General features: G+C 64.0%; 12 protein-coding genes. 2 read left to right on the top strand and 10 right to left on the bottom strand.

Annotation, left to right across the window (positions count from 1 at the left end; all coding sequences use genetic code 11):
• Nucleotides 1-3 precede the first annotated feature (3 nt).
• Nucleotides 4-477, top strand: a complete 474-nt coding sequence (gene msrB, locus SPHS8_RS13010; protein ID WP_443018570.1) for a peptide-methionine (R)-S-oxide reductase — start codon at nucleotides 4-6, stop codon at nucleotides 475-477.
• Here the strand turns inward: msrB and SPHS8_RS13005 are convergent.
• The 10 genes from SPHS8_RS13005 to htpX all read right to left on the bottom strand — a co-directional run bounded on the left by SPHS8_RS13005 (nucleotide 458) and on the right by htpX (nucleotide 11,981).
• Nucleotides 458-2,302: a hypothetical protein gene (locus tag SPHS8_RS13005; RefSeq protein ID WP_236575135.1), complete on the bottom strand. Its 1,845-nt coding sequence runs from the start codon at nucleotides 2,300-2,302 to the stop codon at nucleotides 458-460. The genes msrB and SPHS8_RS13005 overlap by 20 nt on opposite strands.
• Nucleotides 2,265-2,669 carry a GtrA family protein gene (locus tag SPHS8_RS13000; RefSeq protein WP_236575134.1) on the bottom strand — a complete coding sequence of 135 codons (405 nt, stop codon included), beginning with the start codon at nucleotides 2,667-2,669 and terminating at the stop codon, nucleotides 2,265-2,267. The genes SPHS8_RS13005 and SPHS8_RS13000 overlap by 38 nt, the downstream gene beginning before the upstream one ends.
• 19 nt (nucleotides 2,670-2,688) lie before the next feature.
• The gene (locus SPHS8_RS12995; protein ID WP_201515857.1) at nucleotides 2,689-4,215 is read right to left on the bottom strand and encodes an NAD(P)/FAD-dependent oxidoreductase; all 1,527 of its coding nucleotides are present in this window, start codon (nucleotides 4,213-4,215) and stop codon (nucleotides 2,689-2,691) included.
• A gap of 122 nt (nucleotides 4,216-4,337) precedes the next feature.
• Nucleotides 4,338-4,667: a UrcA family protein gene (locus SPHS8_RS12990; RefSeq protein ID WP_201515856.1), complete on the bottom strand. Its 330-nt coding sequence runs from the start codon at nucleotides 4,665-4,667 to the stop codon at nucleotides 4,338-4,340.
• A 173-nt stretch (nucleotides 4,668-4,840) separates the two neighbouring features.
• Nucleotides 4,841-6,430: a bifunctional phosphoribosylaminoimidazolecarboxamide formyltransferase/IMP cyclohydrolase gene (purH, locus tag SPHS8_RS12985; protein WP_201515855.1), complete on the bottom strand. Its 1,590-nt coding sequence runs from the start codon at nucleotides 6,428-6,430 to the stop codon at nucleotides 4,841-4,843.
• A 95-nt stretch (nucleotides 6,431-6,525) separates the two neighbouring features.
• Entirely contained in the window at nucleotides 6,526-8,295 is a 1,770-nt protein-coding gene (locus tag SPHS8_RS12980; RefSeq protein WP_201515854.1) for a heparinase II/III family protein, read from the bottom strand.
• A complete protein-coding gene (gene rpe / locus SPHS8_RS12975; RefSeq protein WP_097092555.1) occupies nucleotides 8,292-8,954 on the bottom strand; it encodes a ribulose-phosphate 3-epimerase in 663 nt (220 codons plus the stop codon). The genes SPHS8_RS12980 and rpe overlap by 4 nt, the downstream gene beginning before the upstream one ends.
• A gap of 91 nt (nucleotides 8,955-9,045) precedes the next feature.
• Nucleotides 9,046-9,531, bottom strand: a complete 486-nt coding sequence (locus SPHS8_RS12970; RefSeq protein ID WP_201515853.1) for a diguanylate cyclase — start codon at nucleotides 9,529-9,531, stop codon at nucleotides 9,046-9,048.
• A gap of 32 nt (nucleotides 9,532-9,563) precedes the next feature.
• On the bottom strand, nucleotides 9,564-10,850 hold the full coding sequence (locus tag SPHS8_RS12965) for an RsmB/NOP family class I SAM-dependent RNA methyltransferase (RefSeq protein ID WP_201515852.1): 1,287 nt from the start codon (nucleotides 10,848-10,850) through the stop codon (nucleotides 9,564-9,566).
• A 156-nt stretch (nucleotides 10,851-11,006) separates the two neighbouring features.
• A complete protein-coding gene (gene htpX, locus SPHS8_RS12960; RefSeq protein ID WP_443020031.1) occupies nucleotides 11,007-11,981 on the bottom strand; it encodes a zinc metalloprotease HtpX in 975 nt (324 codons plus the stop codon).
• 47 nt (nucleotides 11,982-12,028) lie between these two features.
• Here htpX and SPHS8_RS12955 point away from each other — a divergent pair, with 47 nt between their 5' ends.
• Complete coding sequence (locus tag SPHS8_RS12955) at nucleotides 12,029-12,202, top strand: DUF1674 domain-containing protein (RefSeq protein WP_097093834.1); 174 nt, start codon at nucleotides 12,029-12,031, stop codon at nucleotides 12,200-12,202.
• Nucleotides 12,203-12,313: the final 111 nt, after the last annotated feature.

Raw genomic sequence — 12,313 nt, 5'->3', positions numbered from 1 at the left:
ATGATGGATCGCCGTCACCTTCTCAAGAGTAGCTTGGGCGGAGCCGCCGCACTTACCGTCTGGGCTCTTGGAGCAGGCGAGGCTGCCGCTTATCCCTTCTCGCTGACGGACGCGCAGTGGCGCAAACGCTTGAGCCCCCTAGCGTACAATGTGCTGCGCAAACATGCGACCGAGCATCCCTTCACCAGCCCGCTCAACAAGGAACATCGTCCTGGCATCTTCAAATGCGCGGGCTGCGGACAGGGGTTGTTTGATGCGAAGACGAAGTTTGACAGCGGCACCGGCTGGCCAAGCTTCTGGGCGCCGCTGCCACGCGCCGTGGGCACGTCGCGGGATTTCTCGCTGGTATATCCCCGTATCGAAGTCCATTGCGCGCGGTGCGGCGGCCATCTCGGCCATGTGTTCGATGACGGGCCGCGACCTACCGGCAAGCGCTATTGCATGAACGGCGTTGCCCTCAGCTTTTCGGCGGCATGATCCTGTAGACCCGCAGGGCTGCGGTGCTTTGAACCTTTACCGGCTTCAGCCATGCGGGAGTCGCGCCCTTGTCCAGCACAGACGCCAGACTGCCGGGATGTTCGTCGGCATAATGCCTGAATTCATTAAGGCCTCCGCATGTCACCAGATAGTCCGGCCCCTTGCCACTATTCAGCGCGCTCAGAATGTCCCTGGCTCTTGATGGCGGAGCGGTGAAGGCTTCGACGACTGCGGTGATCCCGGCCGCATTGCGGTGGTGGGCCGTGCCGATGACATTATGATGGGTCCTGATCAGAATGTCGGGGCCCATATCCAGCGGGGCGAACAGCGTTGATCGGGGCAGTTGCCGCAATGGTGCCAGGGCGTCGGCGCTGCGGCATTCTCCGGCGGGCGTAGCCGCTTTTTCTGCCTTGTCGTCCGCGCTCGCCGTCACCGCGATCCAGAGCGCGCACAAGGCCGCTGGCGTGAGCAGGGCGACCGCGGAAGAGGCAAACACCCTCGGCAGGGTTGCGGATTGCTGTTGCGCGCGGCGGAAGAGCCGCAACATGAGCCAGGCAAGACCCGGCAAGGCCAGAACATGGGCCACGGACATAGCCCGCATCACCAGCATGGCGATCAGCGTCGATCCGGTCAGAAGCAGCACCACGGCCAGCCACCGGTCGCGGGCCTTCGCCGACTGGCTGGCACGCACGGCCAGAAGCGAACCAGTCAGCCCTGCCAGCGGCGGCAGCAGGATAAGGCCCATCATCGAGCGGCCCTGTTCCCAAATCGGACGGCCTTCCATGACGTGCAGATACCAAAGCTTATAGGCGATCGGCCCAAGGGCCTGGAACGGATCTCCCGTCAGGCAGGGGCGACCGGTAATGACGAACAGCGCAGCCGCTGCCAGGGCACCCGACCCCGCGGCAAGGAAGCGCCCCAGTGCCGAGGCAGGAGCGAGGTGAAAGGAAAGGGATGTGACAACCGCAAAGGCAAGCAGTGGCCAGACATAGGCCGCTGACAGCGCGTCGCACTGCGCCTGCACCAGTGGCGGCATGCCCCGCAGGATTGCCAACAAGAACAGCGCGGCGCCGCCCAAGGTCAGGGCATAGGCCACAAAGCGGGCCACTTCATCGCGATCGCGCCACTGGCGCAACGCCAATATGGCCGCGAACAAGGCGGCATAGGGCAACCCCTCGCTCGAAATCTGCAGCCAGACCGCCATTGCCGTGCCAGCGACAACCCCGCCGCGTCGGGCGTGCGGGTCCATCGCACCTGCGAGCGCGATCGCCGCCATAAGGATCTGCCATCCATGATGATCGATCCGCAGTGGCCCGAACTGAACGAGGATTGTCGGCGTGATGAGCACCAGGACAGGCGCCAGCATGGCCGCCGGCTGCCCGGCGACATGCGCGGACGCGCAATGGACGGCCCACACCAAAGCCCCCAGCAGGATTAACGGAACCGCCGAACAGGCCACTATCTCGGCCAGGTTGCTGCCCACCATCGGCCGCAGGATCAGGATCATGGCCGCGATTGGCGCATCCACGATCCGCGACCAATGCATCGGGCCGCCGAAAGGCGGGTTCACGCGGTGCTGACTGACGTCCAGGAAGGGCTGGCCGGAAAGCCAGTCTCGCACCTGCTGAAGGCGCATCGCGTCATCCGGATCACGAAACCCCAAGGCGCCAAGCTCGTTGCGGAAGAGCCACAGCAGGACAGCGGCACAGCATAGCCAGGCCAGGACGAGCCAGCGGGCGCGCGGAACGCCGTGCACCCCCAGGTCGCGGGTGAACCCTGTACGGGCCTTAGCGAGCGGCGAAGACGCCATATTTCCGGATCGCATATACCGCCAGGAAACTTACCGGGATGGCAAAGAGCTTCGCCGTCGCCGGAGCCATGCCTGCCGCTCCCAATGCGCTGATAAGGCCCGAGGTCACGCCGATGCCAACCGCTGCGCTGACGACAAAGCCCAGCCGTTGCTTGGTTGTAGGACCAACGGCCGACGGGAAGACAAAGCGAACGCTGATCAGCCAGTGCAGCAGCAGCCCGCCTGTATAGCCAATGGCGCCCGCCAGGGTCGGCGGCACATCAATCCGCAACAGCGCCAGGAACAACAGCATGTCGGCGCAGAGCGCGCACAGGCTCGCCAGCACATAGCGGACGAGCGTGAAACGAACGGCAACAGCGCTGGTCAGGTGGCTCAGGTTCATCAATGCCATGACTGCCGGTTCAAGCGGCCCTCAAGCGACCGGGCACCCGCCGCAGGCTGGTCAGCGCTGCCTTCTGCCCGACCGTCTCTTCGCCTTCCGCGCCAGCCTCATGATATTCGGCATCCTCATTGACTGCCCAGGTGTCGAACTGGCGTTCACCCGCTTCGATGTTCCGCACGGTCAGCATGGCGGTCATCATCGCATGATCCTGATTATTATAACGATGCATGCCGTTGCGGCCGACCAGATGCAGCGTCGGGTAGAGCTGCTCCAGTTCCGTGCGCATCTTCAGCACATTGGCGGCATAGTCGTCGTCATAGACCGGATAGGCCTTCTCTTGGCGAACGACCGCTCCGCCCACCACGTCGGCGGGGTCGCAGAGCCCCAGGATCGCCATTTCGCGCCTGGCCAGTTCGATCAAGGCGTCGTCGCTCGATGACCAGAGGCCGTCGCCCTCGAAGCAGAAATATTCCAGGCCGACGCAAGCGAGCGACGGATCGGGCACCATCTCCGGAGACCAGCTGCGGAAATTCTGGATGCGGCCGACCTGGACCTTTGAATCATGAATGTAGATCCAATTGTCGGGAAACAGGTCTTCCGACTTGATCATCAGGGCGACGGTCAGGAAGTCGCGATATTTCAGCTCCATCGCATTGCCGAGCGTTGCGGGCAGGGGGTGGATGCGGCCTGCAAGCTCACGCATCGGCGCGGAACTGATCACATGACGGGCCTTCAGCAGCACATCGCCGCCCGGGCCCTGGGCAACCATCTGCCATTGGCCGGAGCCCTGGTCATGTGACAGTTGCTTCAGACCATGCGCCATCAACACCCGGTTTCCGCGAGCGATCACGAAATCCCGTGCCGCTTCCCACATCATGCCGGGCCCAAGGCGCGGATAGCGAAAGCTTTCAAGCAAGGTCTTGGCCGCCATGCCGTCATTGGGCCGTTTGTTGAGCCCCAGCGACCGCTTCAGCCCGTCTTTTACCGCGCCCCAGAGCGACAAGCCCTTGATCCGCTGCGCCGCCCAATCGGCCGACATTTCGTTGCAGGGCATGCCCCAGACCTTTTCGGTATAGGTCTTGAAGAAAATCGAGAAGAGCTTGTGCCCGAAGGCATTCACCGTCCAATCCTGGAAGGAGCGGACGTTGCGGTTCGGCAGCAGCCTGGCCTTCGCGAAACTCGCCATGCATAGCGTCGATCGCCACAGGCCAAGGTTCCACAACGCTTCGAAAGCGCGCAGCGGATAGCTGTAGAATTTGCCCTCATAATAGATGCGGCTCATCCGGGGGCGCTGGATGAAATCATTGGGCAGGATCTCGTTCCAGAGATCGACAACCTCTCTCGACTTCGAAAAGAAGCGGTGGCCGCCAATATCGAAGCGGAAACCGTTCAGTTCGACAGTGCGGCTGATCCCGCCGACATAGCGGGGGTCCTTCTCGATGACGGTGACTGTGTAGCCCTTCTTCGTCAGCAGATAGGCCGCAGTTAGGCCTGCCGGACCCGCGCCGATGATGGCGACATCCACATTCTGGTCGATTTCCGGCATGCAATGCCCCCCGATAGGCTAACTTCTATCATCGGGAGTGGCGGAAATCATCTAAGGAATGGTTAACGGGTGGGTAAGCATGACAGGGCCGCATGTACGGCCCTGTCGCTATTCGTGACGGATCAGCCCTGATGCTGTCCCTGTGCCAAACCGTCCAGACTGCCCCGCGCGCTTTCCAAGGCGCTGCTGTAGCAGTCGCGGAATTCACGCGTAGGCTGCTGGATCGAGCCGCTGAGCCAGCCGCAGGCCTGCTTGGCTGCGCGATCGATACGGGAATTTGCCAGGCGGGCGCCGTGCGCGCTCGCCAGATTCAGGTCGGCCACGGAAACCATGATGCTGCGCATCTCTGTGCCAGCGCGGGCATCCACGACCAGCGTGCTTGAGGCGAGTGCCGAAACAGGTAAGGCGAGGGTCATCGTGGCAGCCAACGCCGCCAGCGTCTTCATGGTCATCCTATGTCTCCTGCGAACAATGGTTGCCCGCAGCCTGCATGGGCGTGGGGTCGGCTCGAAAATAGGATGTGCGCAAGGCATTGGGAAGAGGCCACTTGGCTGAAAGTGGCAGAAATCAGCTATTTTTGCGGATGCGAAAGGAATGTGCCCCCTCTCGCATCCGCATGACAGGATCAGTGGCGGAAGTGCCGCATGCCGGTGAATAGCATGGCCAGCCCCGCCTCATCCGCCGCCGCGATGACTTCCTCGTCCCGGATGGATCCGCCCGGCTGGATCACGGCTGTAGCGCCAGCCTCGACTGCGGCGAGGAGGCCGTCGGCGAAGGGGAAGAAGGCGTCGGACGCGACTGCCGAGCCGATGGTGCGGGCTTCGCTCCACCCTGCCTTTTCAGCGGCATCCTTGGCCTTCCACGCCGCGATGCGAGCGGACTCCAGGCGATTCATCTGCCCCGCACCGATGCCTGCGGTGCTGTTGCCCTTGGCATAGACGATGGCGTTGGATTTCACATGCTTTGCGACGGTCCAGGCGAACAGGCAGTCATTCAATTCCTGATCAGTGGGCGCGCGCTTGGTAACGACCTTCAGCTGGTCGCGCGTGATACGGCCATTGTCGCGGCTCTGCACGAGCAGCCCGCCAGCGATGCTCTTCATCATCAGGCCAGTGCGGACGGGGTCGGGCAACTCGCCGGTCAGCAGCAGGCGAAGGTTCTTCTTCTTCGCAAAGATCGCCTTCGCATCGTCATCGGCATCGGGTGCCGCGACCACTTCGGTGAAGATGCCGCTGATCGCCTCGGCCGTGGGCCCGTCGAGCGGACGGTTGACGGCGATGATGCCGCCAAAGGCCGATACGCTGTCGCAGGCAAGCGCCGCTTCATAGGCTTCGATCAAAGTGTTGCCGGTCGCCACGCCACAGGGATTGGCGTGCTTCACGATCACTACCGTCGGCGGGCCATCACGGAACTCGCTGACCAGCTCCAGCGCCGCGTCGGCGTCATTATAATTATTGTAGCTCAGCTCCTTGCCCTGGATCTGCCTCGCCTGAGCAATGCCGTTGGCTGACGGGCCGACCGGCAGATAGAGCGCCGCGGACTGGTGCGGATTCTCGCCATAGCGCAGGCTCGATCCGAGCTTGCTCGACACCGCCAAGGTCTCGGGGAAATCGACGCCCTGATCGGCAAAGGCGAACCAGCTCGCGATCATCGAGTCATAGGCAGCAGTGGCGGCATAGGCCTTGGCCGCCAGCATACGGCGGAAATCATAGCTGGTCGCGCCGCCCTTTTCCGCCATCTCCGCGATCAGGCGGGCATAGTCGGCCGGATCGGTGACGATGGCGACGCTTTCATGATTCTTCGCGGCGGAGCGAACCATGGAGGGGCCGCCGATATCGATATTCTCGATAATCTCTTCGCGCTCTGCCCCCTTGGCGACCGTGGCGGCGAACGGATAGAGGTTGACGACGACGAGGTCGATCGCGCCAATCTCATGCTCCTGCATCGAGGCGACATGGTCGGGATTGTTGCGCACGGCGAGCAGGCCGCCATGAACCTTCGGGTGCAGCGTCTTGACGCGCCCATCCATCATTTCGGGAAAGCCGGTGAGGTCCGAAATATCCTTCACGTCCAACCCGGCATCGCGCAGAGCCTTGGCCGTGCCGCCGGTGGACACCAGCTCGACGCCATGTTTGCCCAGCGCCTGGCCCAATTCGACCAGGCCGGACTTGTCCGACACGGAAAGGAGGGCGCGTTTGATGGTGACGTCTGACATGATGCTTCCTGCTGTTCGGGTGCCGCTCAGGCTTGCCGCAGCCCTCTAGTCCTGCCGGGCCAATGCGGCAAGGAAAGGATTGGATGTTAAGAGCCTTAGCTCATCCGCTTGAAGAGCCAGCCGATGGTCGATCCGCCCGGCAGCGCTTCGGCAGTGATGACCAACTGGCGGGTTTCGTGCGGGCGGCCCTCTCCATCGACCCACAGGCTTTCCTCGATCGCGAGCTTCCCCGCATTGGCGCGGAACTGCCAGATCGGCCCCATTTCGATCCGCAACAGCGCACCCATGCCGTCGGCGGTCGCGGTGGGCTCGACCAGCGGCGCAAGATGGAAGCGCAACTGCGCGGGCAGCTTCACTGGCCTGCGGCGGCGGGCGGCGGGGGTCAGCAAATCCTCGCCCCGGATTTCCCGGCCATCGATGCTGACGAGCAGCAGGCGGCGATGGACATAGCCCATGCGGCGGACATAGCCATCATGGCTGATCTCTATGCGACTGCCGCTTTCCTGCTCCTGCCGGTGAAGTTCGACCTCAGTAACGCCGCGGCCCAATGTGCCATCCGGCATCAGAGCGGTGGAATTGGTATCGTTCAGCACCAGCGTGCTGTGCGCAGCTGTAGTTCTAAGCCCTTGCGCCAGCCCATCGGGCATCCACGCGCCCTCCAGCGCCGCGCCGCCGCAATTGACGATCAGCCGCTGCGGCCCATCGCTGATCTCGATCGCGGTGGTGGAGGCGCATCCCGCCGCTGCCAAACGCGCCACGGGCGGCGGCGCGGCGTCGATCTGAACGATGGTAGGGCCCGCGACCAGCCGCTGATACCCCCAATCATTCGCCTGCCGCAGCGGTCGCGCGCGCACCCGACTCGCGCGGATCACCGCTTCGACCGTGGAGGGATCGATAGCACCCGCACCCTGCCAGCTGCCCAGCCCGCCATCGCCATGGGCGAGGCCAAGCAGGGCGGGCACCATCCGCCCCAGCGCTTCGGTCAAGAAAGGCGGCACCTGTTCCCGGCGCACGTCATAGACGGCGCGCACCATGGAAAGCAGCATGATGGCGCCCTGCTGATCCAGCGGCGATCGCGACACGATACCGCCATCGCCATGCACCGCATTGTCGATCGCGCGCTTGAGGCCTGCTTCCCCGAAAATCTTCCGTGCCGCGCCACCGGGCAGCAGCATGGAGGCGGCGACGATGCCGCCCCAGGCGACCAGGCGAGGCAGACCGAGCGGTGCCTTGTCCGCGCCGCGATCCAGATGCCGCGCCGTCCGCGCGATACAGTTCAGCACCAGCGATCGATAGACCAGGTCGCTGGATGACAGGATGAGCGGCGCATGGGCCGACCAGAAGAGCAGCCGCCAGCCCGCATTGTCCGCGCGCCAGGTCGGTTCGCTCGGCGTTTCGGCATGCGCCTCCAGCCATTTGCGCAGCACGCCTTCCGCGACGGGCGCACCCTGTTCGCGCGTGGCGGCCGACGACAGGTCGCGCAGCCAGGCGAAGCTGTGCAGATAATCGGCAAATGCTGGCACGACGCTCAGCCGGTCGAAATCCAGCGTGTTGAGCGGCTGCTTCAGTCCACGGAACAGGAAATAACCGGCGCGGATGGCCTGCCCCGCCTTCGCATCGCCCGGAATTTCATCATCGGGCACAGCGAGCAGCTTGAGCGGATATTTTCCCTTCAGCCGCCGACCGTGGATCGGCGTCTTCCAGCTCATTAGGTAAAAGCGGTTGGCGATCCGCTGGGCCAGCGACAGGCCTTTGTCATCCGCCACGCGGATGAGCCGCTTGCCCTGTTCGATCCCGTTTTCGGCTGGTTCTGATTCCGCCGTATCCGCAAGCGAAGGGCTGGGGATGCGCCGCCTGTCGCTCACCCGCCCTTGAGCTTCCGGATATTGTCGGCATAGGCGGAAGGCCCGCCACGGAATGTGGCGGTGCCCGCGACCAGCACATCCGCGCCCGCCTCAATCGCGCGCGGCGCCGTGGTGAAGTCGATGCCGCCGTCGACCTGCAGGCGGATGTCGCGCCCGCTCTTGTCGATCATCTTGCGGATCGCCTCGATCTTGCGCAGCTGATTCTCGATGAAGCTCTGCCCGCCGAAGCCGGGATTGACGCTCATCACCAGGATCAGATCGACATCATCGATCAGATAGTCGAGCATCTTGGCCGGGGTGCCGGGATTGAGCACCACGCCAGCCTGTACGCCCAATGACTTGATGTGCTGGATGGAGCGGTGGATATGCGGCCCAGCTTCCGGATGGACGGTCAGGATGTCGGCACCTGCCTGCGCGAAGGCATCCAGATACTGATCCACCGGAGAGATCATCAGATGCACGTCGAACGGCTTCTTGCTGTGGGGGCGCAGCGCCTTCACCACGGCCGGGCCGATGGTGATGTTGGGCACGAAATGGCCGTCCATCACATCGATATGAATCCAGTCGCAACCCGCTTCGTCGATCGCGCGGACCTCCTCGCCCAGGCGGGCGAAGTCGGCGGACAGGATGGAGGGCGAGATAAGGATCGGGCTGGTCATCAACAGTCGGCTCTAGCCGCGCCACGGATCAAGGGCAACGCTGCAGTTCGACCTTATCCACAGGCTTTTGCGGCGGGTATGGCCAAGGATTTCAGGGCAGGATGAAAATGGTGGGGTCAAGGCCGCAGGAACCCGCCGAGCCGCGCGGGAGAAACTGTTTGACGCCGTGCAGGCCGATGACGCGCGTGCCTTCCAGGATTGGCGCGGCGATAAGGCGCACCGTGCATTCGCTGCCATCCAACGGGCGAATATCCACGTCCAGGGTGAAGCCGCGCCGATGACGGATGGCGTAGGCGCGCAGCTGCTCCATCGCCTCGCGCGAATCCGGCTGGTAAAGCGAAGTGGCAAGCGGGCGCGGAACGGCGACGCCCCTTTCTATGCCGAACAGGTCATAGACGCCGCTGGTCCACGACAGGCTGTTGTCGCTGAGATCGCAATGCCACAGCCCGATCCCGCGCTCTGCCAGCGCCTGATCGTCGCGTGCGGTGCGATCATCCAGGGACACTGACGCAAGATGCTGGCGCAGATCGTAGAGCGGCCAACTATGGTGCAGGGGGAGGGGCTCGGTCGGGCGCAAGCGTGGCCTTTCTGACGTTCCCTGATCTTAGTTCATTGTGCCGCGCGAGCAAGGCGGGCAACGAAAAAGCCATCCGTGCCACCCTTGTCGGCCAATGTGTCGGGCAAAGTGCGCAGCCAACCCTCCGGATCGGGACAAATGCCCTGCGGCAATTCGCCTTGTTGTGCTGGCTGAAGGCTGAAGCCGGGGTTTTGACGCAGAAATGCCTCCAGCTGCTCCTCGCCCTCCGCCTTTTCGAGCGAGCAGGTGGCGTAGATCAGGGTCCCGCCAGGCTTCAGCCATTGGGCAGCGCGGCTCAGCAGTTCGGCCTGCAGCTCTGCCAACTCGGCGATCTGGCGCGGACCGATGCGGTGCAGCACGTCGGGATGGCGGCGATAGATGCCGGTGGCGGTGCAGGGGGCGTCGAGCAGGATGGCGTCGACTTGGCGTTTAGGTTCCCATTGGCGCAGGTCGGCTTGCACGATCGTAGCGGCCAGCGCCGTGCGTGCCAGATTCTCGCTCAGCCGTTCCAGGCGCTTCTTCGATTGATCCAGCGCCGTCACTTGCCACCCCGCGGCGGCCAGCTGCATCGTCTTGCCACCGGGCGCGGCGCAAAGGTCCAGCACGATGCGGCCTTCGCCTGTTCCGAGCAGGCGGGCGGGGCAGGACGCCGCGAGATCCTGAACCCACCATGCGCCTTCTGCAAAGCCGGGCAACTCCGTCACCGATGCATGATCGGGCAGGCGGACATGACCAAGAGCGAAGCTTTCGCCGCCCAGCTTTTCGGCCCAGTCCGCCGTCTCTGCCGGGTGGCGCAGGCTGACGTCCACGGGCGGACGCACGCCATAGGCGCTTGCCGCAGCGGCGGGCATGTCGCCTCCCCACTGCGCTTCCCACCGCGCGGCGACCTCTTCAGGCAGGGTAGGCGGGTCCGGCAGAGCGGACGCGGCGCGAGTCACTGTGCCGAATACGCCATGCACCAGCTTGCGCGGCCCGCCATCCACCAGCGGCAGGGCAGTCGCGATGGCGGCATGCGGCGCCGTGCCAAGCGCGAGCACCTGGATAAGTGCGATCCGTAGCACCATGCGCGCTTTCGCGTCATCCGGCAGCGGCTGACGAGTCGCGCCGTCGATCAGCGCGTCTAGGTCGGGCAGATGGCGCAGCGTTTCTGCGGCGATGGCATGGACAAGCGCGCGATCGGCTGCGGGGAGCCCCTGCGCCGCGCCATGCAACGCCAACTCCAGCGGGTCGCCCCGGCGCAGGACGGCGTCGAGCAGCCGCAAAGCGGCGCGGCGTGCAGGAAGGCCGGGAATATCTGCGGGGCGGGAAGGGCGAGCCATGGCGAGCGCCTTACGCTAATTGCCATGGGAAAGTCATGGCCCTTCAATATTCGCCCCCGCCACATTCATCATCCCAGCGGAAGCTGGGATCTCAGGCCTTTGTGCGCAGCTGCATGAGATGCCAGCATTCGCTGGCATGACGGCAAAATTAAGACCTCAACTCCGCCCCAGTGGATCAAGCGCGCTCGACCGTCGACGCTCGGGCGTCGCCACGGGGCTCAATGCCGACGCGCGCGGGGCTGAAGGAGCGGGAATAACCATGCCTCCCGCCATCTCCTCCAGCGCGGCGATGCGCTTTTCCGTGGCGGGGTGGGTGGAGAACAGCTCGCTGACATGTACGGGAACGATATAGAGCTGGGCTGCGGCCGGATTGCGTTCAGCCACATGGTTGGGGATCATCTCCGCCTTGCCGGAAATCTTTGCAAGCGCCGACGCCAACGCGCGCGGGTTGCCGCTGATTTCCGCTCCGGCGGCGTCAGCGCCATATTCACGCGTGCGGCTGATCGCCATCTGCACGATCATAGCGGCAAAGGGCGCGACGATCACCGCCATCAGTGTCGCCAGCATGTTGCCATGCCCATTCTCCTCATTCCCGCCCCGGAAGAACAGGCCGAAATTGGCGAGCATCGACACCGCGCCCGCGATCGTCGCGACCATGGTCATGATCAGCGTGTCGCGATTCTTCACATGGGCAAGCTCATGCGCCATCACGCCCGCAACCTCATCGCGGCTCAGCATCGACAGCAGGCCCGTCGTCGCTGCCACGGCGGCATGTTCGGGATTGCGGCCGGTGGCAAAGGCGTTCGGGTGCGGTTCGTCGATCAGGTAGACGCGCGGCATGGGCAGCTTCGCCCGCTGCGCCAGATCGCGCACCAGCCCGTAAAATTCCGGAGCGCTCTCAGCATCCACCTCCCGCGCATTGTGCATCGACAGGACGATCTTGTCGGCATTCCAGAAGGTGAACAGGTTCATGCCCGCCGCCACCAGCAGCGCGATCATCGCCCCGCCGCTGCCGCCCAGCGTATAGCCAAGAGCCATGAACAGCGCCGTCAGCACCGACAACAGCATCACCGTCTTGAAACCGCTCACTTGTCTTCCACTCCTTTGCGGCCCAGATAGCAGGCCATGCATGAATATGGGGTTGCCGACACGGCGCCACAATCGAAAGGCTTTTGGACATGGGAACCTATAACGGCAAGCGCCCCGCGCATGTGAAGCCGCCTGAGCACCTGTCGAAGAGTCCACCGGTGCCTCAGCCCGATCCCCTGGATCGACCCTCGCGCCATGACGAGGAACTGAGCCCGGTCCGCTATGGCGACTGGGAGCGCAAGGGGATCGCGATCGATTTTTGAACCCGGCTGATCGCGTTTGATCGGTTCATCGCTGATTCTGCACGTCTTCCGCTGGCCTGTGCCCTCCTTGCGGGCGATGTGCACCTCCGCCTCTAGCCTTTACCGCCTGTT

Source organism: Sphingobium sp. S6 (genome assembly GCF_905120495.1).
In the GTDB taxonomy this organism is placed as follows: Bacteria; Pseudomonadota; Alphaproteobacteria; order Sphingomonadales; family Sphingomonadaceae; genus Sphingobium; species Sphingobium agri.
Note: the sequence above shows the minus strand (reverse complement) of the source record. Positions and strands in the feature narration are given on the sequence as shown.